We start from the raw sequence: 23,152 nt of genomic DNA, 5'->3' as shown, positions 1-23,152 counted from the left end.
CGTGGTCAACCTGTGGACAAACCGGCCGTCATCGCGACCGCCCCGAATTGTCCACAGCTTGCCCCCGGCGCCTACAGACGCCGTGCACACCTTACTCGCTCAGCTTGCGGATGAGCTTGTCCCAATCTTCCCGCAGCTTGCCGTCCGTCTCCATCAGGGTGCGGATCTGTCGGCAGGCGTGCAGGACGGTCGTGTGGTCGCGGCCGGCGAAGGCATCACCGATCTCCGGCAGCGAGTGCTCGGTGAGTTCCTTGGCCAGCGCCATCGCCATCTGACGCGGGCGCGCCAGTGAGCGGGTGCGACGCTTGCTCAGGAGGTCCTTCATCTGCAGGCCGTAGTAGTCGCCCACGACCTTCTGGATGTTGGGGATGCCGATCGCCTGCTGCTGGGCGCGCAGCAGGTCGCGAAGCGTCTCCTGCGCGAACTCGACGGTGATCGCACGGCCGGTGAAGTTCGCCCGCGCCGACAGCGTATTGAGCGCGCCCTCGAGGTCGCGCACGTTGCTGCGCATCTTCTTGGCGAGCAGGAACGCCACGTCCTCCGGAATCTCGACGCCGCGTTCGCGCGCCTTGCTGAGCACGATCTGTGCGCGCGTTTCGAAATCCGGCGGCTCGATCGCCACCGACAGGCCCCAGGCCAAGCGCGACTTCAGCCGCGGCTCCAGGCCTTCGACTTCGCGCGGGTAGCGATCGCAGGTCAGGATGATCTGCTGGCGGCCGTCGAACAGCTGGTTGAACGTGTGGAAGAACTCTTCCTGCGTTCGGTCCTTGCCGGCGAAGAACTGGATGTCGTCGATCAGCAGCGCATCGACCTGCTGGAACTGCCGCTTGAAGGCGTCCATGGTCTTGTCCTGCAGCGATTTCATCATCGCGCTGAAGAACTGCTCGCTGCGCAGGTACATCACCCGGAAGCCCGGGTTGTTGGTGCGCATGAGGTTGCCGGCAGCGAACATCAGGTGCGTCTTGCCGAGGCCGGTGCCGCCGTAGAGCAGCAGCGGGTTGTGCGCACGATCGCCGGGCTTGAGGGCGGCCTGCATCGCGGCGGCCCGGCCGAGCTGATTGCTGCGGCCTTCGACGAAGTTCTCGAACGTGTAGTGGTTGTCGAGGTTGCCGTGGAAGGACATCGGCACCGGCGCCTGCGAGGCGGCGGTCGGATACGCCGGCGTCGCGATCGGCGCGGTCGCGCTCCTCGGCTTGGGCAGCGCGCCCACTTCGAGGCGCACGTCGTCGGCCCCCGCGAAATAGCTCAGCAGCTCGCGGATGCGGGGCAGGTAGCGCTCGCGCACCTGGTCGACCACGAAAGCGTTCGGCGCGTACAGCACGGCGCGATCGCCCGAGAGGTCGGCCTGCAGCGGGCGCAGCCAGGTATGGACGTCCTCGGCCGGGAGTTCGGCTTCCAGGCGTTCGAGGCAGCGCGGCCAGGCATCCATCATCGACACGTACGAAAACCCGCGAATTGCAGCGAAAAGAGGGCGACGGACCGCCGGCGCGGATGCCTCGGGCGAGGCCGCGTCCAACGGTTCGGGGGTCGGGCAGACTATCATTTATCCACAGGGCCGGGACAGGCTTGTCCACACCGCCCGGCGGATGCGTCGTCACGCCGGCTTGACCCACGGATGCCTGCACCGCTAGACTTCCGGGTTCACTTTTGCCGTCTTACGCGAGTCGCCTCATGGCCACCAAGCGCACCTACCAGCCCAGCAACCTCAAGCGCAAGCGCGACCACGGCTTCCGTGCCCGCATGGCCACGGCCGACGGCCGCAAGATCCTCGCGCGTCGCCGCGCCAAGGGCCGCAAGCGCCTCACGGCCTGATCGGCTCCGGCCGGTCGCCTGGCGTGATCCGCCGGGCTGCGTCCGTGCCGCGATCGATCGTCGCGGACGCCTGCGTCAACGACGCACCATGAACTCCCAGCGCTTTCCCCGATCGGCGCGCGTGCGAACGCGTGCCGATTTCGATCGTGTGTTCAAGGACGGACGACGCACCGGCTTGCCCGTGCTCGCGCTGCACTGGAACCGCGACGACATGATCGCGCCGCGACTCGGCCTCGCCGTCTCGCGCAAGGTCGACCCGAACGCGGTCGGCCGCAACCGAATCAAGCGCCAGATTCGCGACGAATTCCGTCGGCTGCGATCCACGCTCGCGCCCGGTGATTACGTCATCGTCGCGCGACCGGGCGCCGCGCAACGCTCCGGCCTTGAATTGCGCGCTGCGTTCCTCGATCTCCTGCGTCGGGCCCGCGCGTTGCCGGCCCCGCCCCCCGCCGGCACAATGCCGCCGCCGTCCTCCGACCCTTCCGCCGGCGCGTAATCGACGCGTCCGGCACGAGCCTGCCTGCCCATGAACCAGACCCGCGCCTTCCTCCTCTTCGCCTGGCTTCTGGTGGCGTCGCTGCTCTGGATGGAATGGACGCGCGAGAAGTCCGCGCCGCCGGAGGTCGCCACGACCACCGCGACCGCGGGGGGAAACCCCGCCGCAGCAATTCCGACCGCCGCGGGCCCGGGCGCGGTCCCGACCGTGGCCGTGCCGAACGCGCAGCCCGTTGCGACGCCCGGCATCGTCACCGTCCACACCGACGTGCTCGACGTGAAGCTCGACGGCGGCCAGATGCTGCAGGCCGACCTGCCGGGCTACGCCGATCTCGATGACCCGAGCCGTCCGGTTCGCCTGTTCTCGGCCGACCCCGCGCATTACTTCGTCGCGCAGAGTGGCTGGGTCGCGACCGGCGCACCGGCGCCGACGCATCAGACCGGTTTCGTTCCGGCGGATGCGACGCGCAACTACACGCTGGCGCCGGATGCATCGACGGTCGACGTGCCCTTCATCTGGCAGGGCGCGAACGGCGTCACCATCCGCCGCACCTACACGTTCACTCGCGGTGGTTACACCGTTCGTGTGCGCGACGATGTGACCAATGCCGGCACGGTCGCATGGCCGGGCATGATCTACCGCCAGCTCAGCCGCACGATGCCGCCGGCGCCCAAGGGCGGCATCACCGCCGGCCGCGTGTTCGCGTTCCAGGGCGCCGCCTGGTACGGCCCGCAGGGCAAGTACGACAAGCTCGCGTTCGACAAGTACGGCAAGAACGACCCGCTCAACCAGACCGGCAAGGGCGGCTGGATCGCGTTCCTGCAGCACCACTTCTTTACCGCGTGGATCCCGCAGGGCACGGACAACGCGAAGCTCGAGACGTTGTCGGTCGAAGGCGTCGGCGGCACCAATTACCTGATCCGCGAAACCGGCCCGACATTCAATGTCGCGCCCGGCCAGCACGTCAGCACGCAGGCGCGCCTGTGGGTCGGCCCGAAGAGCGTCGAGCAGATCGCTGCGCAGAACGTGCCGGGTCTGGAGCGCGCGGTCGACTTCAGCAGCTACACGGTGATGGCAACGCTCGCCGGCTGGTTGTACGCGGTGCTCGCGTGGCTGCACGGCTACATCGGCAACTGGGGCTGGTCGATCATCAGCCTCGTCGTGCTGATCAAGCTCGCGCTGCTCCCGCTCGCGAACACGCAGTACCGCTCGATGGCGAAGATGCGCCGCCTGCAGCCCAAGCTTGCGCAGCTCAAGGAACGCCACGGCGAGGATCGCCAGCAGTTCCAGCAGTCGATGATGGAGCTGTACCGCAAGGAGAAGGTCAATCCGGCCGGCGGTTGCCTGCCGCTGTTCGTGCAGATGCCGATCTTCCTCGCGCTGTACTGGATGCTGTCCGAATCCGTCGAGCTGCGACACGCGCCGTGGATCGGCTGGATCCACGACCTCACCGCGCGCGATCCCTACTTCGTGCTCCCGGCGCTTAACGCCGCAGTGATGCTGGTGACGCAGAAGCTCACGCCGACCGCGGGCATGGATCCGGCGCAGGCGAAGATGATGCAGTTCATGCCACTGGTGTTCGGCGTCATGTTCGCGTTCTTCCCGTCGGGCCTGGTGCTGTACTGGGTCACCAACGGCCTGCTCACGCTCGCGCAGCAGTGGTACTTCCTGCGCAAGCACGGCGAGCCGCAGAAGAAGGCCTGATGCATCCCGGAGCCCGCCGCATGGCGGGCTTCGTCGTTCGAGGCGCACGATCCGCGCATGCATGACCGCGACACCATCGCCGCGATCGCGACCGCCGCCGGCAGTGCGGGCGTCGGCATTGTTCGGTTGTCCGGGCGCGACGCGCGCCGCATCGGCGAAGCGATCTCGCAACGCACGTTGGTGCCGCGCCATGCGCATCACGTGCGCTTTCATGCAGGCGACGTGCTGATCGACGACGGCCTCGCAATCCTGTTCGTCGCACCCGCGAGTTACACCGGCGAAGACGTTGTTGAACTGCAGGCGCACGGCAGCCCCGCGGTGCTCGCGCAATTGCTCGACGCGTGTCTCGCGTTGGGTTCGCGTCCGGCACGTCCCGGCGAATTCACCGAACGCGCCTTTCTAGAGGGCCGGCTCGACCTCGCGCAGGCCGAAGCCGTCGCCGATCTGATTGCCGCGGCCGATGTGCGCGCCGCGCGCGCCGCGCGTCGTGCGCTCGATGGCGAGTTCTCGCATCGCGTCGACGCCATCGCGGCGCAGCTGTTGCACGTGCGTGTGCATTGCGAAGCCGCGATCGATTTCGCCGACGAGCCGATCGACACGCTCGGTGGCGACGACCTGCGTCGTCGCCTCGATGCGATCGAACGCGATCTCGATGCATTGCTCGCCGCCGCCGAACAGGGACGTCGCCTGCGCGACGGTCTGCATGCGGTGATCGTCGGGCCGCCGAACGCGGGCAAGAGTTCGCTGCTCAATGCACTGGCCGGTGTCGACCGCGCCATCGTCACCGACATCGCCGGCACCACGCGCGACGTGCTGCACGAAACGGTGCGCATCGAAGGCGTCGAGCTCACGCTGGTGGACACCGCCGGCCTGCGCGACACTGGCGATGCGATCGAACGCGAAGGCATGCGTCGTGCGCATGCGGAACTGGAGCGCGCGGATCTTGCGATCGTGGTGGTCGACGCGCGCGCCGCGATCGCCGGCGAGGCTGCAGTGCGCGGTGCGATCGAAGGCGTGCCGCATGTGCTGCGCATCGCGAACAAGATCGATCTGCTCGATGGCGTTGCGCCTCACGGCTTCGTCGCCGCATCGGCACACACCGGCGACGGCCTCGACAAGGTGCGTCGTCATCTGCATGCACTCGCGCTTGGGCCGAATGCGGAAACCACGCAAGGCGCATTCACCGCGCGCACGCGTCACGTGCATGCATTGAACGAAGCGCGCGATGAACTCGCACTCGCGCGCGAGCAACTTGCGCACGAGCATCTCGACCTTGCCGCCGAACAACTTCGACGCGCCCACGATGCGCTCGGTGCGATCACCGGTCGCATTCACGCGGACGACCTGCTCGGCCACATCTTTTCGAGCTTCTGCATCGGCAAGTAGCGTTGATGGGATCGCGCCCGATCTCGTCTTCCTCTATCTCGCGATCGGCCGCCCAACGGACATGCGTCCGATGGGAACGGCGTGCGCACTTCGGCGACGGCGTCGCTCCACCGTCGGGCTCAGCGTCAGGACCGCGACTGCATCACCGCCGCCGGCTTCGACCTGCACTCGGTGAAGCCGGCCGATCCCGCCGAGATCGACGAACCACGCGCACCCGCACGCTCGCGCACATACGCCGCGGACGGCGCCTGAACACGCCAGCGGGCGCGCCGCCGCGGTTGCCGCATCGCGTCGGTCTATGACGCAGAACGGCGCCGCATGCAGGCCGGGTGCGACGGGCTTCACGATCCGCGTGTAACAGCGGCTGTCCAACGCTTGACAAAGCCCCGTACGGCAAGCGATCTAGGCGCGTGCGCGCGCCGCGCGCACCTCTGGGGAGTGAGACCGATGAATTCCGATACCCGCGTCCGGCTGATGCCGCGCGTCTCCGTCCTGCCGCGCGCCGCACTCGTGCTGGCGCTCGGTGGCCTGCTAGCCGCATGCGGCAAAAACGACACCGCGCCGACCGCGGGCACGCCGGCCGCGTCGACCGCCGCACCGGCGGCCACGCCGGCGACGGTGATTTCCGACAAGGTCAGCGCGATGACCGCCGACCAGCTGCGCGACTCCGCCAGCAAGGCGTACAACGAGAACCGCCTGTACGCGCCGGCCGGCGACAACGCGATCGAGTACTACCTCGCGTTGCGCGACAAGTCGCCGAATGATCCGGCGGTGTCGAGCGCACTGACCGATCTTCTGCCGATGGCGGTGATCGCCACCGAACAGAGCGTCGCGCGCGACGACTTCAGCGAAGCGCAGCGCCTGACCGCGCTGCTCGAGAAGGCCGACCCGAAGCATCCGGCGCTCAACCGTCTGAAGACCTCGATCACCGAGCAGCAGCAGGTCGCGCAGCAGCGCGCCACACAGCAGCAGCTCAGCGCCGAGGACCAGGCGAAGAAGCAGGCTGACCTCGAGAAGCAGCGCCTCGAAGACCAGAAGAAGCAGCAGGAACTGGCCGCCAAGCAGCTCGCCGACAAGACCTCGGCCGACCGGGTTGCCGCCGATCGCGCCGCCGCCGACAGGGCGGCTGCGGATCGCGCCGCTGCCGACAAGGCGGCTGCCGACAAGGCCGCTGCCGATCGCGAAGCCCAGCAGCGCGCCGCCGCACAGGCCGCCGCCGCACCGTCGCGTCCGGCTGCACCGGCATCCGGTGGCAACAGCGAACTGCGTCCGCTGTCGACGCCCGCCCCGGCGTTCCCGCCGGAAGCGCTGCGTTCGGCGCAGTCCGGCGAAGTGCAGGTCGAGTTCACCGTCGCCTCCGACGGCTCGGTCAGCGCCGCCCGCGTCGTGCGCGCGAACCCGCCGCGCGTGTTTGACCGTGCCGCCGTCAACGCGGTCAAGCGCTGGCGCTTCCAGCCGGTCGATGCGCCGGTCACCACGCGCCGCGTGATCACGTTCAACCCGGGCACCTGACCGGTTTGACGTGCAACGAAAAAGCCCGGCTTCGGCCGGGCTTTTTTTATGCGAGCGATGACGGCGCGCCTTGCATCAACCCGGCGATCCCGGCGCTCGGAACATCGAGGCGATGCCGGTCTTGATCTTCGCGTGCAGGGCCACGCCCTCGCCCATGCCCGACGCCTTCCATTCCTCGTACTGCTCGTCCATCTCGGCGAGTTCCTGCGCGGTGAACAGCTCGCGCATGACCGCGAAGATGTCGCGTTCTTCTTCCTTCGCATGATGGTCGAGCAATTCGCCCATCACCTTTGCGCTGCCGGCGAATTCGCGACTGGTCGGCTCGCAGGCCTTGAGGTCGGGCAGCACGCTCTGCTCGACCGCGCGATGCTCCTGCATCGCTGCCGCCCAGAGCAACTTCTGCTCGTGGCTCGCGCGCGACTTCAGCGCGGGATAGAAAACGAGTTCCTCCCACTTCGCATGCGGCACCAGCGCGGCTTCGATCTTCTGCAGAAGTTCGAGCCGCGTCTTCTCGGCGCGATCGGTAGTCGCATTGACCTGATCGAACAGCGCGCGGAGCTGGTCGTGTTCGGATTTGAGTGTCGAAAGAATGCTGCGCATGGGTCGGCCTCCGTGACAGGCCTCCAGCGTCGAACCGCTGCCGCCGCCGTCGAGTGAAAGCGGCCGTTATCCAGTCAAGCGCCGGTCACCGATGTGGATAGTGCGTCGAGCACGGCACGGATGTCGTCGGCGAACGCTTCATCGCGCGCGATGTCTTCCGGTTCGACGCGCGAGCCGATCACCGGAATGCGCGCGCAGGCCGCATCGACGAGTCGGGCCGACATCGTGTGCAGCACTTCGCGCAGTGCGGTGTCCGCGTGCTGCGAACCGTAAGCCGGATTCACCACGGCCACCGGCTTGTCGACGATCGACACCTGGCCGACCAGCCAGTCGAGCTGGTTCTTCATCACCGCGGTGATGCCGTGCGCGTACTCGGGGCTGACGACGATCAGCGCATCGGCGCTCGCGACTGCATTCCACAACGCGAGCATGGCCGGCGTCGGCGCGTGCTCGATGTCGGGATTGAACAGTGGCAACTCACCACGTTGATCGAACACATCGACGATGACATCGCCCGATGCGAGTGCCACAAACGCCTGCAGCAGCGCCGCCGAAAGCGAGCGCTGCCGCAGGGAACCGCAAAGACCCAAGACCCGCATCAAGCCGAGATCGCGAGCCGCTCCTGTTGATAGCGACGCACGGCGGCATACCACAGCAGCAATGCGAGGCCAAAGCTGCAGGCGAGGTAGACCGCCCACATCTGCGCGTCCACCGGTTCGCCGCGCACGATCTTCAGCAGCAACTGGTTCTGCGCGAGGAACGGCACCGCGAACTGCCAGAGCTGGGTCTTGATCGGGTTCGCCATCAGCACGATCGACGGCAGCATCGGCATCAGCATCAACCACGTCATGTGGCTCTGCGCTTCCTTCATGCTCTTCGCCGCCGCCGCGAGGAAGGTGAGCAGCGACGTACCGATCAGTAGCATCGGCAGCAGCGTGAACAGCATCTTCGCGATCGCGGGGAAGCTGACGTCGAGCATGCGCGCGGTGGTCGCCATCTGCGCACTGGCTTTGAACGACAGCAGCGTGAGCAGCATCGACAACAGGCCGAGCGCGCAAGCTGCGGCGATCTTGCCGGTGACGATCGCGCCGCGACGTGCGGGCGTCGCCAACAGCGGTTCCAGCGACTGCCGTTCGCGTTCGCCTGCGGTCGCGTCGAGGATCAGGTACGCGCCGCCGAGGAACGAGCTGAGGATCAGCAAGTACGGCAGCAGGATCGACAGCACCTGGCCCTTCTTCGCCTGTTCGCTGGCGACGTCGCGACTGCCGACGTTCACCGCGCGCGTCACCGACGGATCGACACCGCGTGCGAGCAGGCGCAGCGCACCCATCTGGTCGCGATAACCCTCCAGCGCCGCACGCACGCGCGCCATCGGGATCTCCGCATTGCGACGCGTGCTGTCGGCGACGATTTCGACCACTGCCGGCTTGCCCTCGCGCCAATCCTTTGCGTAGTCCTCGTCGATGCGCAGGCCGACGTCTTCCTCCTGGCGCGCGACCGCGCCGTCGAGATCCTTCGGTGCCGTCTTGGCCTGGATGCCCTGCGTGGCGAGGAAGGCGACGAGGTTCGGTGCACGCGCCATGCCTTCGACCGGCACGACGAGCGTGCGATCGAGTTCGGTCTTCGCGCGCTTCTCGGCGATCGAACCGGTGCCGATGATGATCAGCGGATACAGCAGCGGGCCGAGCAGAAGTGCGATGGCGAGCGTGCGTCGATCGCGCGAGATGTCGCGCAGCTCCTTGCGCATCACCGACCACACGGTAGAAAGAAGTCCGGTCTTCATGCGTGCAGTCCTTCGTCCGAGCCGATCGCCTTGACGAAGGCGTCCTCGAGGTTGGTTTCACCGAAGCGCGCGCGCAGCTCGTCCGGCGTGCCGCTGGCGACCACCTGCCCCTTCGCGATGATCACGATCCGATCGCAGAGGGCTGCGACCTCCTGCATGATGTGGCTGGAGAAGATCACGCAGCGCCCTTCGGCTTTGAGTTGCTGCAGGAAGGCGCGCATCGCGCGCGTGGTCATGACGTCGAGACCATTCGTGGGCTCGTCGAGGATGACGTTCTTCGGGTCGTGCACCAGTGCACGTGCGATCGCCGTCTTGGTGCGCTGACCCTGGCTGAACCCTTCGGTCTGCCGGTCGAGGATGTCCTCCATCTGCAGCGCACGTGCGAGCAGCTGCGTGCGCTCGGCGATCTGTGCCGACGACATGCCGTGCAGTTCACCGAAGTAGGCGATGTTCTCGCGCGCGGTCAGGCGCTTGTAGACGCCGCGTGCGTCGGGCAACACGCCCAATGCGCGACGCACCGTGAGCGGGTCCTTCGCCGCGTCGACGCCGTCGACCATCACTTCGCCGCTGTCGGGACGCATCAGCGTGTACAGCATGCGCAGCGTGGTGGTCTTGCCGGCGCCGTTGGGGCCGAGCAGGCCGGTGATCTGGCCGTCGCGGGCTTCGAACTCGACGCCGTCGACCGCCTTGACCACGCCGGTCTTGGTCTTGAATGACTTGTGCAGGTTGCGTGCGGTAATCATGGGGTCACGGCTCCCAGCCGTTGAAGCTGGTGAACGGCGGCACGGGCGCCACCGTCTCCAGGCATTTCGTGTCGAGCGCTTTCGCATTCGCGGTTTCGATGAACTTGCCGATCAGCTTCGGCATGCAGCCGGTGCCCATCTGGCCGTGGCCCTGGCCTTTCAGCACCACCGTCTTCGAGTTCGGCAACGTCTTGGCAACGCGATCCGCGTATTCCGGCGGCGTCACCGGATCGAGTTCGCCCGACATCAGCAGCACCGGCACGTTGCCGGTCAGCGGCTTGGTGAAATCAGCCGGGCGCGTGCCGTGCGGCCAGGTGCGGCACGCGGCGAAGAACGTCTTCGCCAGGTCGGTGCCGAGTGCGGTGTTCGCATCGTTCGGGTCTTCGACGTAGCGGTCCGCATCCTCCGCGCAGATCACCGACCACTGCATGCCGCGATTCATGCTGCCGGACATCGATTCGCCGCCGAGCGAGGCCAGCGCCATCAACGGGCCATAGCGGCCCTGCACCGCATCGTCGACGACCACCGGCAACAACGCGGCGGCCTGCGGGACGTACGAGAACAGTTGCGTCAGGCCGACCACCGTCTGCGCGGTGAGCTTGTCGTGCTTGGCTTCGCCCGTTGCCGGGTCGCGGTATTCGACATCGACCGGTGCGTTCGCGAGGCGCTGCTTCAGCGTCGCCAGCTGCGCGCGCAGATCCTGCGGATAGCGCTTGGCGCACACCGGATCCTTTGCGCACGCCGCACCACGCAGCGTCAGCGAACGCTCGAACGTGCGCGCGAATTCACCCCCGGCGACGACGTCGTTCGGCAGCACGCCGTCGAGCACCACCGCACGTGTCTGCGCCGGATGCCGCATCGCGTACTGCTGCGCCACGCGCGTGCCGTACGACACGCCGACCAGGTCGATCGTCGAAGCGCCGATCGCCTTGCGCACGGTGTCGAGATCTTCCACCGCGACCGTCGTGGTGAAGAAGCGCGGGTCGTTCTTCAGCGCGGCGGCGCACTTGCCGGCGTATTCGGCGATCGCGTCGTCGTCCTCGCGATCCTTGTACTGATCGCGCAGTTCCTTCGGGCAATCGAGCGGTGCCGACTGCCCGGTGCCGCGCTGGTCGACAAGGAACACGCTGCGGTTCTTCAGCACTTCATGCAGCGCAGCCGACACGGTCGCGGCGTATTCCGACGCCGCCTGGCCCGGGCCGCCGGCGAGGAAGAACACCGGGTCCGCGACCGGCTGGGCGTTGTCGCCGGGCCGCAGCCACGCGATTCGCAGGTCGACCTTGCGACCGTTCGGCTTGGCCGGGTCTTCCGGCACGGCGAGCGTGCCGCACATGCCGTCGACCGTCTGCGCGGCGAGTGCGCTCGACAATGCGCAGGGTTCGAATTCGATGCGGCCGACCAGGCGTTTCGCCGATTCGGCTTCCGGTTTCGCAGTGGGCCCGTGCGGGGCGCTGCAACCGGCGAGCGCGACGGTGAGTGCCGTCGCGAGGATGCGGGTGCGGGACATGGAGTGCTTCCGGTAAGGCGGATGGATGCGTCGATCAGACGGGCGACTGCGGGCAACGACGCGAGCGGCCCAGCATCGTGATCCAGATCGCGGGGAACAGCGTGGTGGCGAACATCGGGCGATCACCAAGGATCGCGGCCAGCGCGCAGGCGGTCGCGACAAAGAGAAGAACGAGCGCGGCGCGGCGGTTGTGCAGCGGATTCATGCGAGGTCTCCCGGAATGAAGATGGATTCGATCGGCTCGCGGAACAGCCGGGCGATGCGGAATGCGAGCGGCAGGCTGGGGTCGTACTTGCCGGTTTCGATCGCGTTGATGGTCTGTCGCGACACGGCCAGCCGTTCGGCGAGCTCGCCCTGCGACCAGCCCTGCGTTTCGCGGAGTTCGCGCACGCGGCTCTCCATGGCTTACGCGTACCGCCGCGCGATGACGAGCTTCGCCAGGCCGTACACCAGGCAGATCAGCGGGAACACCCAGATCATCGCCGCGCTCGACGGGATGTCGATCACCTTCGCCGACTGCAGCAGGCCCGCGGCGAAGTAGCCCAGGGATACCAGCGCCGTCGCCATGCTCACCGCTTCGACCTCGATGCGGCGCTGCAATTCGTCGGTGTCGCGGATGTAGCGAATCACCGCGCGCATCGTCAGCGCCACGAAAGGAACCGGCGCCAGCGCGACCACCGCGCGCAATGCCGGATCGCTGATCGTCTTCAGCAGCCACACCGACCCCATCAGGGTGACGACGTAGCCGACCATCGGCGGCGTGAACTCGCGCACGTAGCGCTTGCGAAGCGCTGGCGTGCTGGCGTCGCAAGGGTCGGGCATGCGCGACCGCAGCAGGCCGGCGAAGCACAGCGCCGCGCCGATACCGAACAGCAGCCCGCGGAAGAAATCCGGCACGCGGTCCGACAGCAGCAGCTCGACGGCCGTGGCCGCGGCAAGCAGCAGCACGCCGACGATGATCAGGTTGCGGGCGGAAAAACGGGTCATGGCGGCCTGTCAAACAAACTTGACAGCCACGTTAGGGCCGGCCCCGAGGGCGTGTCAAGCGTGCTTTACACGGCTGCCGACGAGCGGCGGGACGCCCGCAAAACGATTCAGGCGCGCGTCGCAGCGATCGCTTACTTCGAACTGACGTACTTCTCGCGACGGATCTGCGGCACCGGCAGTCCGAATTCCTTCAGCGCCTCGAAGCAGGCGTCGACCATGTTCGGATTGCCGCACAGATACGCGATGTCGCCTTCGGCATTCGGCGCGAACTCGCCAAGGAACTGCTGCACGTAGCCGTGGCGCACGTCGTCATGCGCCTGCGGTGAATCCGCGGCCGGCAACTCGCGCGAGAAGCACGGCACGAAACGGAAGTTCGACGCATGCTTCGTCGCGAATGCACGGAACTCGTCGCCGTACAGAAGTTCTTCCGGCGTGCGCGCGCCGAACAGCACCACGACTTCGATGCTGCGCTCGCCGATCAGCCGTTCCAGCTCGGGCAGCATCGCGCGGTACGGCGTGACGCCGGTGCCGGTGGCGATGAGCAGGTAGCGACGGTTCGCGTCGTTCGGCATCAGGCAGAAGCGCCCGAACGGGCCGCTCGCATTCACCGTGCCGCCGATCTCCAGGCTTTCGAACAATGCAGTCGCCGCGCCGCCGGGCACGTAGCTCACCGCGATGTCGACCGCTTCGCCGGGGCCGATCGCATGGTCATGGATCGTCGCCAGCGAATAGCTGCGCTTGGTCGCGGTGCCGTCGGCGTAGGTGAAGTGCACCTGGATGAACTGGCCGGGGATGAAATCGAGCGGCTGCCCGTCGCCCCGCACGAACGAGTAATGGCCGACGCTGGGCGCGAGCATGCGGCGCGAGACGAGCTGGAGCGGAAACTGGACGATGGCCAAGGCGTTCGAATCCTGACGGGCCACGCGCATCGAACGAGGGCGCGGCCGCTGGAACACTGCAGCGCGCGGGGCGCATGCACGGGCTGCCTATACTAGCGGGATCGCCGTTCGAAGCTCTGACATGGCCGCAGCCGTCACTACTCCCGCGTTGTCCGTGCGCGACCTGCGCAAGACCTACGACAACCGCGTCGAAGCGCTGAAAAGCGTGTCGCTCGACGTCATGCCCGGCGATTTCTTCGCGCTGCTCGGGCCCAACGGCGCCGGCAAGTCGACGCTGATCGGCATCGTCAGCTCGCTGGTGAACCTCACCTCCGGCGCGGTTGACGTGTTCGGCATCGACCTCACGCGCGATCGCGCGGCCGCGATGCGGCAGATCGGGCTGGTGCCGCAGGAAATCAACTTCAACATGTTCGAAAAGCCGATCGACATCCTCGTGAACTACGCCGGTTTCTACGGCGTGCCGCGCGAGGAAGCGCTCAGGCGCGCCGAGGTCGAACTGCGCCGCTCGCAGCTGTGGGAGAAGGCGAACGTCATGAGCCGCACGCTGTCGGGCGGCATGAAGCGCCGCCTGATGATTGCGCGGGCGATGATGACGCAGCCACGGCTTCTCATCCTCGATGAGCCCACCGCCGGCGTCGACATCGAGATCCGCCGCGGCATGTGGAAGACGCTGAAGGACATCAACGCGTCGGGCACCACCATCATCCTCACCACGCACTACCTCGAGGAAGCCGAGAGCCTGTGCCGCAACGTCGCGATCATCGATCGCGGCAACATCGTCGCGCAGGGTTCGATGAAGGCGTTGCTGTCCAAGCTCGACGTCGAAGGCTTCGTGCTCGACATCGACGGCGTGCTGCCGCCGGCGCTGCCGCAGGTCGAAGGCACCGAGATGACCGCCACCGACGACCACACGCTCGACATCGACATGCCGCGCGCGATGGATCTCAACCGCGTGTTCGCCGCGCTCGACGCGCACGGCATCCGCGTGCGCTCGATGCGCACCAAGTCCAACCGCCTCGAAGAGCTGTTCGTGCGACTGACCGGCGAGAACGCCGGCACCGCCGCGGTCTGACCGCCCCGAACGCCGACGCATTCACGGAACTCCGATGTCCACATCTCCCGCAATCGTCCAGACGCCGCGCGCCGGCCACCTCATCGCGCTCGGCACGATCGTGCGTCGCGAAGTGCACCGCATCCTGCGCATCTGGGGGCAGACGCTGGTGCCGCCGGCGATCACGATGACGCTGTACTTCCTGATCTTCGGCGGGCTGATCGGCTCGCGCGTCGGCCAGATGGATGGCATCAAGTACATGGACTTCATCGTGCCGGGCCTGGTGATGATGTCGATCATCCAGAACAGCTACGGCAACATCTCGTCGAGCTTCTTCGGCGCGAAGTTCGGCCGCCACGTCGAGGAACTGCTGGTCAGCCCGATGCCGAACTGGGTGATCCTCACCGGCTACGTCGCTGGCGCGGTGCTGCGCGGCCTGATGGTCGGCGCGATCGTGCTGCTGATCGCGATGCTGTTCACCCACGTGCGCGTGCCGCATCCGTTCGTGACGTTCACCACCGTGCTGCTGGGCGCGACCATCTTCGCGCTCGCCGGTTTCGTGAATGCGGTGTACGCCAAGAAGTTCGATGACATCGCGATCGTGCCGACCTTCATCCTCACCCCGCTCACCTATCTCGGCGGCGTTTTCTATTCGGTGAAGCTGCTGCCGACGTGGGCCGAAGCGGCCACGCACCTGAACCCGATCTTCTACATGGTGAACGCGTTCCGTTACGGCCTGCTCGACCGCAGCGACGTGCCGCTCGTCGTCGCCTACGGCCTGATGCTCGCCTTCGTCGCCGCGCTCACCGCGCTCGCCCTGTGGCTGCTCAAGCGCGGCGTCGGCCTGCGCAGCTAGGATGACTTCCGGCCCGTGCGATGGGGACCGCACGGGTCCACAGTCCGCGCCACTAGTCCGGGGAGGGACAGGGATGGCCAAGCTCGTTGATATTTTTCTTCAGCCGTCGAAGGTGTTCGCCGAAGAGCGCGAACGCCCGACGTTCGTGGTGCCGTACGTGGTGCTCGCGGTGCTCACCGTCGCGCTCACGCTGGCCTACTTCATGCGCGTGGACGGCAACTGGTTCGTCGACCACATGCTCGACGCCAAGCGCGCGACGATGACCGCCAAGGAAATCGCGCAGGCCCGAAAGATGATGCCGGGCGCGCACACGATGGCGATGTTCAGCGCCGTCGGCGGGCCGATCGGTCTGGCGGTCGCATTCGCGCTCATCGGTCTCTACTACTGGATCGCATCGAAGGTCACCGGCGCTGCGCTCAACTACAAGCACGGCGTCAGCCTTGCCGCGTGGTCGTCGATGCCGGGCGTGCTCGGCACGCTGGTCGCGCTGGTCGGCGCGTTCACCATGTCGCCGCAGACGCCAATCGAATCGCTCATGCTCACGCACATCGATCCGCTGATGGTCGACACCACCGGTTCCCACTGGCACCGCGTCGCGCAGGGCGCCGACCTGCTGTCGCTGTGGACGCTGTTCCTCGCCGCGCTCGGCTGGCGCACGTTCACGCGTGCATCGTGGACGCAGGCGCTGCTCGTCGCCGTGCTGCCGTACCTCGTGGTCTACGGCGTGATGGCGCTGATTCCCGGCTGAGAACGCAATGAGTCCGAATACGAAGAAGGGGCTGGCCGCCGGGCTGGTCGTGGCGGTCCTCGTGCTGCCGTTCGCGCTGCGACGCCTGCACGGCGATCACGGCACGCCCGTGCAGGTGCAACCGCTCGCGACGCACGCGGTGCGCCCGACGATCCTCGCTTCCGGCACGCTCGCCTATGGCACCGAGGTGAACCTCACCGCGGAAGTCGTGGCCAAGGTCGAGCGCATCCTCGTCGCCGAAGGTGACGTGGTGCAGAAGGGCCAGCTCTTGATGACGCTGGATCCCAAGACCTATCGCAACGCGATCGACCGCAGCTCGGCCGGTCGCCGCGAAGGGCAGATCGACATCGAGCGCCAGCGCGCGACGCTCAAGCTGCGCGAGGCGCAGTACGCGCGCAGCCAGAAGCTCGCCGCGCAGCAACTCATCGATCGCAACAAGCTCGAAGAAGATCGCCTTGCGGTCGACCAGGCGCGCGCGCAGCTCGCGACCAGCAGCGAAAGCCTGCGTCAGGCGCAGGCAGTGCTTGGCGATGCGTTCGACCAGCTCGCGAAGACGGAGATCCGCGCGCCCATGAGCGGCCGCATCGTCGAGCTGCCGATCAAGGTCGGCGAAACCGCGATCCCGTCGACCAACGCGCTCGCCGGCGCGAAGCTGATGAAGATCGCCGACGTCTCGGCACTCACCGCGGAGCTCAAGGTCGACGAGGCCGACATCGGCCAGGTGTCGATCGGCCAGGCCGTCGACGTCTATCCCGCCGCGTATCCCGACACCGCGCTGCACGGCCGCGTCGAGAAGATCGCGCTGGCGCCGACCATCGAAGGCCAGGCGCGCGCCTACAAGGTGACGGTGACGCTCGATCCGCCGAGTGGCCTCAACCTGCGTTCGGGCATGAGCGCGCGCGCCGACGTCTACCTCGGCAACGGCCGCCCGCAACTCGCGGTGCCAGTCGAAGCGGTGATGGACGATGGCGACGACACCGCCGCCGCGGCCGACACCGATGACGACAAGGCGCCGAAGCACGAAGCCGCGAAGGCGGTGGTCGCCAAGTCGTATCTGTGGGTGGCGCGCGACGGCCATGCACGCAAGCAGTCGGTGACGACCGGCGTGGCGGACGATCGCTGGCAGGTGGTGTCGGGCCTGAAGGCCGGCGACCGCGTGATCATCGGGCCGGCCAAGACGCTGCGCACGCTGCACGACGGCGATGCGGTGGTCGAGAAGAGCGCGAAGGAACTCGAAGACGCGAAGGACGGCGAGGCCGGCAAGTGATCGAGCTGGCCGGCATCGTGAAGCGCTACACGATGGGCGAGGAAACCGTGCACGCATTGCGCGGCGTCGACCTCTCCATCGGCCGCAACGAATACGTCGCGCTCACCGGGCCGTCGGGTTCGGGCAAGTCCACGCTGATGAACCTGCTCGGCTGCCTGGATTCGCCGAGCGAAGGGCATTACGTGCTCAACGGCCGCGATGTTGCCGGCATGGACGACGACGAACTCGCGCGCGTGCGCAATCGCGAGATCGGTTTCGTGTTCCAGAGCTTCCATCTGCTGCCGCGCCAGAGCGTGCTGCAGAACGTGATGCAGCCGCTGGTGTATCGCGGCATGCCGCGCGCCGAGCGCGTGCGTCGCGCCACCGAAGCGCTGACCAAAGTCGGCCTCGGTAATCGTCTCGATCATCGACCGAATCAGCTGTCGGGCGGCCAGCGCCAGCGTGTCGCCGTCGCACGTGCACTGGTCGGTGAGCCATCGCTGCTGCTGGCCGACGAACCCACCGGCAACCTCGACTCGCAGACGTCCGCGGAAATCATGGCGCTGTTCGATGCGCTACATGCGCAGGGGCAGACGGTGGTGGTGGTGACGCACGAACCCGACATCGCGGCGCACTGCCATCGTGTGCTGCGCGTGCACGACGGCCTCATCGTCGAGGACTCGCAGCAGGAACCGCGCACCGCGGGAGCGCACTGATGCAGGCCTATCTCGAAGCGTTCCGCGCCGCGCTGAGCAGCCTGTCCGCGCATCGCATGCGCAGCTTCCTGACCACGCTCGGCATCCTCATCGGCACCGCCAGCGTGATCGCGGTGGTGTCGCTGGTGCAGGGCCTGTCGGAATCGATCAAGGGCCAGTTCGCCGACATCGGCGGCACCACGCTCAGCGTCGACGCGATCAACGACAACGACAATTTCCGCAGCGGCAAGATCAACACACTCACCGCGCAGGACATCGACGCGCTGCGTCGCCGCGTGTCGGGCGTGGGCGAAGTCGCGCCGATCCTGGTCGTGCCCGCCGCGCAGGCGAGCTGGCACGGACGCACCAGCAATCCGCAGGTGCTCGGTACGAGCAGCGAATTCCAGCAGGTGCGCGCGCGCTATCCGCAGGTCGGTCGTTTTCTCGTTCCCGCGGACGACGCAGGGCGTCGCCATGTCGCGGTGATCGGCGCGAAGCTGCGCGAGGACCTGCACCTGCCGAAGGATCCGGTCGGCGAATACATCAAGCTCGGCGGCGACTGGTTCAAGGTCGTCGGCATGATGGAACCGAAGGGCGAAGTGTTCGGTTTCAGCCAGGACGATTACGTCGCGATTCCGTTCGACGTCGCGCGCGGCATGACCGGCAATTCCGCCGAGCCGATGATCAGCGCGTCGTTCACCGTGCAGCACATGGAAGAACTCGACGCCGTGCGCGAACGCGCGCGACGCGCATTGCGCGCCAGCCGCGGCCTGAAGCCCGGCGTCGATGACGACTTCAAGGTGCAGGCCGCCGATTCGTTCAAGCAGCAGTTCGAGAAGATCACCGGCACCGCGACCGCGGTGCTCGGCGGCATCGTCGGTATTTCGCTGCTCGTCGGCGGCATCGGCATCATGAACATCATGCTGGTGTCGGTGACCGAGCGGACGCGCGAGATCGGCATCCTCAAAGCGCTGGGTGCGACGCGGCGCGACATCCTCGTACAGTTCCTGCTCGAGGCCGCATTGCTCGCGTTGCTCGGCGGCGTGGTCGGCATCGTGCTCGGCTTCGGCGCGGGTGCGGGCATCGCCGCGCTGATTCCGAATTTCCCGCCGGCCAGCGTGCCGCTGTGGGTGGTGCTGGTCGCCGCGGGGTTCTCCGCGCTGGTCGGCGTGGTGTTCGGACTGATGCCGGCATCGAAGGCGGCGGGCCTGGATCCGATCGAGGCGCTGCGCTACGAGTGACGTGACGGCCGGTTCAGAATGCGTCGCTACACTGCGGCGCATTCCACTGCAGGACGCATCGCGATGCTCCGTACCTTCCTCGCCACTGCGCTTCTCGTCGCCGCCACCGCGGCCTCGGCCGCTCCGACGATGACCGCGTCGGACGTCATCCATGCCAGCGCCGCCGGCGCGATCGCCGCCGCCAACTGCGGCCCCGGTACCGCGGACGAACACCGCCGCAATGCACGCGAAGGCGCCAAGCAGATGCTCAACGCGCGCCACATGCTGCCCAAGACGTTCGACACGCAGTTCGCGTCCGCGTATTCGGCCGAGTCCGCGCGCGTCAAAGCGATGAGCGCCACCGAACGCAAGGCCATGTGCGCGCAGCTGGAAGCGCAGGGCGTGCACTTCGGCGCGAAGAAGCCCGCCAAGCACTGAGTGATCGCGCGCGGCTTGTGCCGGCGCGCCAGCATTCGCGAGAATTCCCGGTACGGGCGTGGGGACGCCCGCTCACCAGGGGAAAACCGATGTCGTTGAAATGGTTGCTGCCCGGCCTGCTGGCCGTGGCACCGCTTGCGCATGCACAGGATGCCGATGACGCGCAGGCCAAGCAGAAGGTCCAGACCTTCGTCAGCTCGCTGCACTTCGAGGACGGCAACGTCGCGCTCGGCGACGCGAAAGCGCACGTCGATCTCGGCTCCGACTTCCGCTATCTCGCCCACGACGACGCGCGTCGCGTGCTCGAAGACCTGTGGGGCAATCCGCCGGACGACGACATCGTCGGCCTCGTCGTGCCGCGTTCGCCCTCGCTCGCCGAGGATGGTTCTTGGGCGGTGGTGGTGACACAGGCCCACGACGGCCACGTCAGCGACGACGACGCGCAGAAGATCGACTACACCGACCTTCTCGCCGACATGAAGAAGGGCACCGACGAAGCCAATGACGAGCGCAAGAAGGGCGGCTTCGGCGCTCTGCACATCGTCGGTTGGGCGGTGCCGCCGCGCTACGACGCATCGAGCAAGAAGCTGTACTGGGCGAAGGAAGTCGACTTCGAAGGCGAGACCACGCACACGCTCAACTACGACATCCGCGTACTCGGCCGCGACGGCTACCTGAGCTTCAACGCCGTGTCCGCGATGGCCGACCTGCCGACCGTCAAGACCGGCATGGAACAACTGCTGCCACGCGTCAGCTTCGACAGCGGCGCCCGCTACGCCGACTTCGACAAGAGCACCGACAAGGTCGCCGCGTATGGCCTGGCGGCACTCGTCGCCGGCGGCATCGCCGCCAAGACCGGCCTCTTCGCCAAACTCGGCCTGCTCCTGCTCGGCCTGAAGAAGCTGCTCATCCCGCTCTTCCTCGCCATCACCGCCGGCTTCCGCAAGATCACCGGCATGTTCCGAAAGTCGAAAGGCGTGGTCTCGTAACCGCACGAACCGCAAAACAGAACGCCCACCAAAAGGTGGGCGTTTTCGTTTCCGAACTTCCAGCACCGAAGACGACATCGATAGTCCGAGACACGTGAAACAGGGGCCGCTGCACCAATCGTAAGACCCGAAGGGCGGCGCACATGGATGTGCGCCGTCCGCACCCGAGCCAGGATGGCGAGTGTGCGGATCGTGGCGAACCCACATGATCGCGCGCTGTAGACCTGATCGGGGAAGGTGCTTTCTTTGGTTACTTTCTTTGCAGCAGCAAAGAAAGTAACTCGGGCGCGCCAGCGCACGAAACGCCTTTGCCTTTAAGCACACGCCTCACGCAGAAGGCGACACCTCAGCCTTCTTCTCACGCCGCAACTTCCTCCGCATCCACCCACCCAAGTCATCCACAACCGTATAAGCCGCCGGAATAACCACCAGCGACAACAACGTCGAAGTAATCAGCCCCCCGATCACCGCCACCGCCATCGGCCGCCGGAAACTCGAATCCCCCGACAACCCCAGCGCGATCGGCAGCATGCCCGCACCCATCGCCAGCGTCGTCATCAACACCGGCCGCGCGCGCTTACGACACGCATCCACCAGCGCATCGTGCTGGCTGAGCCCGTGCTCGTCCTCGGCCATCACCGCGTAGTCCACCAGCAGGATCGAGTTCTTGGTCGCGATGCCGATCAGCATCAGCAAACCAATCAGCGCCGGCAGCGACAGCAGGTTGTGCGTCAGCAGCAACGCACCGAACGCACCACCTGCGCATAGCGGCACGGCGGTGAGAATCGTCAGCGGTTGCAGCGCGTGGTTGAACAGCAGCAACAGCACCATGTAGATGCAGGCGATGCCCGCGATCATCGCGACGACGAAGCCGGTGAACAGTTCCACGAAAACTTCCGCATCGCCGGTATTGATGAAGCTCAGGCCCGGCGGCGGCGCTTTCACCGTCGGCAGCTTCTGCACTTCCTTCATGACGTCGCCGAGCGGACGCCCGTTGAGCTCCGCGGTGAACGTGACGTTGCGCTGGCGCTGGTAGCGCGAGATCACCGACGGGCCGCTGCCCGGCGAGATGTCGGCGACCGCCGCGAGCGGCACCGGCCCGTACTTTCCCGGCACGCGCAGCTGGCCGATCAACGCGGGATCGCGCAGCGTGGTCTGCGAGAAGCCGACGCGGATCGGAATCTGCCGCTCGGGAAGATTGAGTTTCGCGAGGCGCTGCGTGTAATCGCCACTGGTCGCGATGCGCGCGGCTTCGGCGATGTCCGCGGTAGCCACTCCGAGATCCGCGGCGCGTTGCGGATCCGGGCGGATCTCGATTTCCGGTCGCAGCAGCGATGCGGATGAACTGATGCTGCCCAGTCCCTTGATCGTATGCAGCTCGCGCTCCAGTGTGATCGACGCGTCCTGCAGGCGCTGCGGATCATCGCCCGCCAGCACCAGCATCAGGTTCTCGCCCGGCTCGTTCGAGATGTACGACATGCGCACGCCCGGAAGATCGCCGAGCTGCGTACGCACTTCGCGCTCGAGCTGCTTCTGGTCGCGATCACGCTCGCGCGCGTTGCCCCAGTCGAGCACCAGCGTTGCCTTGCGCGGCTCGCCGACGCCCGTCTTGTTCGGGTCGCCGACGTCGAGCACGCTGCCCACCGTCGTATAGACCTGCTTGAGTTCCGGGATCGCGTGCAGCTTGGCGCGCGCGAGTTCGGAGACGCGCGTGGTGTCTTCCAGCCGCGTGCCCGGTGGCAGTTCGATCTGCAGGTTGCTGCGGCCGATGTCGGTGAACGGAATGAACGTGGTCGGGATCAGCGGCACCAGCGCGAGCGATGCGATGAAGAACACCGTCGATATCGCGAGCGTGATCCAGCGATGGCGCAGCGCCGCATCAACCAGGCCGAGGTAGCGCCGCATCAGCGGGCCTTCCTTTTCCTCCACGCCATGCGACTTCAGCTGGTACGCCGCGATCATCGGTGTCAGCAGGCGCGCAACCATCAGCGAGAACAGCACGGCCGTCGCGGCGGTCCAGCCGAATTCGCGGAAGAACTTGCCGGCGATGCCGGGCATGAACGCGACCGGCACGAACACCGCGGCCAGCGTCATCGATGTGGCGATCACTGCGATGCCGATTTCGTCCGCCGCTTCGCGCGCGGCTTCCAGCGGCGTCTTGCCCATGCGCAGGTGGCGCACGATGTTCTCGATCTCGACGATCGCATCGTCGACCAGGATGCCGACCACCACGCTCAGCGCGAGCAGCGTGATCATGTTGAGCGAGAAGCCGAACCAGTACATCACCGCGAACGTCGGCACGATTGACAGCGGCAGCGCGACGGCGGAGATCCACGTCGCGCGGAAATCGCGCAGGAACAGCCAGACCACCGCGAGCGCGAGCAGCGCGCCTTCGACCAGCATCTCCATCGACGAGTGGTAGGAACGCTCGGTTTCGCCGACGGTCGACGTGACCTGCTGGAAATGCATGCCGGGGTTCT

General features: G+C 66.9%; 24 protein-coding genes. 13 read left to right on the top strand and 11 right to left on the bottom strand.

Annotated elements, in window-relative coordinates:
- Positions 1-91: 91 nt before the first annotated feature.
- Positions 92-1,429 (bottom strand): chromosomal replication initiator protein DnaA, encoded by a 1,338-nt coding sequence (gene dnaA / locus ACVWWW_RS00855; RefSeq protein ID WP_027083662.1) that lies wholly within the window; start codon positions 1,427-1,429, stop codon positions 92-94.
- A 242-nt stretch (positions 1,430-1,671) separates the two neighbouring features.
- On the opposite strand from dnaA, the gene rpmH reads away from it, so the two are divergent.
- The 5 genes from rpmH to ACVWWW_RS00830 all read left to right on the top strand — a co-directional run bounded on the left by rpmH (position 1,672) and on the right by ACVWWW_RS00830 (position 6,910).
- Positions 1,672-1,812 carry a 50S ribosomal protein L34 gene (gene rpmH, locus ACVWWW_RS00850; protein ID WP_027083663.1) on the top strand — a complete coding sequence of 47 codons (141 nt, stop codon included), beginning with the start codon at positions 1,672-1,674 and terminating at the stop codon, positions 1,810-1,812.
- 88 nt (positions 1,813-1,900) lie between these two features.
- Positions 1,901-2,308 carry a ribonuclease P protein component gene (gene rnpA / locus ACVWWW_RS00845; protein ID WP_027083664.1) on the top strand — a complete coding sequence of 136 codons (408 nt, stop codon included), beginning with the start codon at positions 1,901-1,903 and terminating at the stop codon, positions 2,306-2,308.
- A gap of 30 nt (positions 2,309-2,338) precedes the next feature.
- The gene (gene yidC / locus ACVWWW_RS00840) at positions 2,339-4,012 is read left to right on the top strand and encodes a membrane protein insertase YidC (RefSeq protein ID WP_027083665.1); all 1,674 of its coding nucleotides are present in this window, start codon (positions 2,339-2,341) and stop codon (positions 4,010-4,012) included.
- 57 nt (positions 4,013-4,069) lie between these two features.
- Positions 4,070-5,398, top strand: coding sequence for a tRNA uridine-5-carboxymethylaminomethyl(34) synthesis GTPase MnmE (mnmE, locus tag ACVWWW_RS00835; RefSeq protein ID WP_027083666.1), 1,329 nt, complete (start codon positions 4,070-4,072; stop codon positions 5,396-5,398).
- Positions 5,399-5,845: 447 nt separating this feature from the next.
- On the top strand, positions 5,846-6,910 hold the full coding sequence (locus ACVWWW_RS00830; protein ID WP_027083667.1) for a TonB family protein: 1,065 nt from the start codon (positions 5,846-5,848) through the stop codon (positions 6,908-6,910).
- A gap of 75 nt (positions 6,911-6,985) precedes the next feature.
- Here the strand turns inward: ACVWWW_RS00830 and ACVWWW_RS00825 are convergent, their stop codons facing one another.
- The 9 genes from ACVWWW_RS00825 to ACVWWW_RS00785 form a co-directional block, all read right to left on the bottom strand.
- A complete protein-coding gene (locus ACVWWW_RS00825) occupies positions 6,986-7,510 on the bottom strand; it encodes a hemerythrin domain-containing protein (RefSeq protein ID WP_027083668.1) in 525 nt (174 codons plus the stop codon).
- Positions 7,511-7,584: 74 nt separating this feature from the next.
- Positions 7,585-8,109: an NADPH-dependent FMN reductase gene (locus ACVWWW_RS00820; RefSeq protein WP_036142184.1), complete on the bottom strand. Its 525-nt coding sequence runs from the start codon at positions 8,107-8,109 to the stop codon at positions 7,585-7,587.
- Positions 8,109-9,293, bottom strand: coding sequence for an ABC transporter permease (locus ACVWWW_RS00815; RefSeq protein WP_027083670.1), 1,185 nt, complete (start codon positions 9,291-9,293; stop codon positions 8,109-8,111). Before ACVWWW_RS00815 ends, ACVWWW_RS00820 begins: the two co-directional genes overlap by 1 nt.
- A complete protein-coding gene (locus ACVWWW_RS00810; RefSeq protein WP_027083671.1) occupies positions 9,290-10,036 on the bottom strand; it encodes an ATP-binding cassette domain-containing protein in 747 nt (248 codons plus the stop codon). The genes ACVWWW_RS00815 and ACVWWW_RS00810 overlap by 4 nt, the downstream gene beginning before the upstream one ends.
- Before the next feature lie 4 nt (positions 10,037-10,040).
- Positions 10,041-11,543: an alpha/beta hydrolase gene (locus tag ACVWWW_RS00805; RefSeq protein WP_027083672.1), complete on the bottom strand. Its 1,503-nt coding sequence runs from the start codon at positions 11,541-11,543 to the stop codon at positions 10,041-10,043.
- Between the two features lie 34 nt (positions 11,544-11,577).
- The gene (locus tag ACVWWW_RS00800; RefSeq protein ID WP_155914398.1) at positions 11,578-11,748 is read right to left on the bottom strand and encodes a hypothetical protein; all 171 of its coding nucleotides are present in this window, start codon (positions 11,746-11,748) and stop codon (positions 11,578-11,580) included.
- The gene (locus ACVWWW_RS00795) at positions 11,745-11,945 is read right to left on the bottom strand and encodes a helix-turn-helix transcriptional regulator (protein ID WP_027083673.1); all 201 of its coding nucleotides are present in this window, start codon (positions 11,943-11,945) and stop codon (positions 11,745-11,747) included. Before ACVWWW_RS00795 ends, ACVWWW_RS00800 begins: the two co-directional genes overlap by 4 nt.
- Before the next feature lie 3 nt (positions 11,946-11,948).
- A complete protein-coding gene (locus ACVWWW_RS00790) occupies positions 11,949-12,530 on the bottom strand; it encodes a hypothetical protein (RefSeq protein WP_027083674.1) in 582 nt (193 codons plus the stop codon).
- 131 nt (positions 12,531-12,661) lie between these two features.
- Entirely contained in the window at positions 12,662-13,459 is a 798-nt protein-coding gene (locus tag ACVWWW_RS00785) for a ferredoxin--NADP reductase (RefSeq protein ID WP_051235370.1), read from the bottom strand.
- 91 nt (positions 13,460-13,550) lie between these two features.
- Between ACVWWW_RS00785 and ACVWWW_RS00780 the strand changes: the two genes are divergently transcribed.
- The 8 genes from ACVWWW_RS00780 to ACVWWW_RS00745 all read left to right on the top strand — a co-directional run bounded on the left by ACVWWW_RS00780 (position 13,551) and on the right by ACVWWW_RS00745 (position 20,672).
- Positions 13,551-14,501: an ABC transporter ATP-binding protein gene (locus ACVWWW_RS00780; protein WP_027083676.1), complete on the top strand. Its 951-nt coding sequence runs from the start codon at positions 13,551-13,553 to the stop codon at positions 14,499-14,501.
- Between the two features lie 34 nt (positions 14,502-14,535).
- Positions 14,536-15,336: an ABC transporter permease gene (locus tag ACVWWW_RS00775; RefSeq protein ID WP_027083677.1), complete on the top strand. Its 801-nt coding sequence runs from the start codon at positions 14,536-14,538 to the stop codon at positions 15,334-15,336.
- 73 nt (positions 15,337-15,409) lie between these two features.
- Positions 15,410-16,084, top strand: coding sequence for a YIP1 family protein (locus tag ACVWWW_RS00770; RefSeq protein ID WP_027083678.1), 675 nt, complete (start codon positions 15,410-15,412; stop codon positions 16,082-16,084).
- 7 nt (positions 16,085-16,091) lie between these two features.
- Positions 16,092-17,351, top strand: a complete 1,260-nt coding sequence (locus ACVWWW_RS00765; protein WP_027083679.1) for an efflux RND transporter periplasmic adaptor subunit — start codon at positions 16,092-16,094, stop codon at positions 17,349-17,351.
- Complete coding sequence (locus ACVWWW_RS00760) at positions 17,348-18,046, top strand: ABC transporter ATP-binding protein (protein WP_027083680.1); 699 nt, start codon at positions 17,348-17,350, stop codon at positions 18,044-18,046. Before ACVWWW_RS00765 ends, ACVWWW_RS00760 begins: the two co-directional genes overlap by 4 nt.
- Positions 18,046-19,266, top strand: a complete 1,221-nt coding sequence (locus ACVWWW_RS00755) for an ABC transporter permease (protein WP_027083681.1) — start codon at positions 18,046-18,048, stop codon at positions 19,264-19,266. The genes ACVWWW_RS00760 and ACVWWW_RS00755 overlap by 1 nt, the downstream gene beginning before the upstream one ends.
- Positions 19,267-19,329: 63 nt before the next feature.
- Entirely contained in the window at positions 19,330-19,683 is a 354-nt protein-coding gene (locus ACVWWW_RS00750; protein WP_196804391.1) for a hypothetical protein, read from the top strand.
- 89 nt (positions 19,684-19,772) lie between these two features.
- Positions 19,773-20,672, top strand: a complete 900-nt coding sequence (locus ACVWWW_RS00745; RefSeq protein ID WP_036142187.1) for a DUF2167 domain-containing protein — start codon at positions 19,773-19,775, stop codon at positions 20,670-20,672.
- A gap of 327 nt (positions 20,673-20,999) precedes the next feature.
- Here ACVWWW_RS00745 and ACVWWW_RS00740 read toward each other — a convergent pair whose 3' ends face one another.
- A complete protein-coding gene (locus ACVWWW_RS00740) occupies positions 21,000-23,141 on the bottom strand; it encodes an efflux RND transporter permease subunit (RefSeq protein WP_456998612.1) in 2,142 nt (713 codons plus the stop codon).
- Positions 23,142-23,152 lie beyond the last annotated feature (11 nt).

The organism is Lysobacter sp. HA18 (assembly GCF_054057595.1).
The sequence above is the reverse complement of the archived record's forward strand: the minus strand, read 5'-3'. Positions and strand labels throughout refer to the sequence as shown.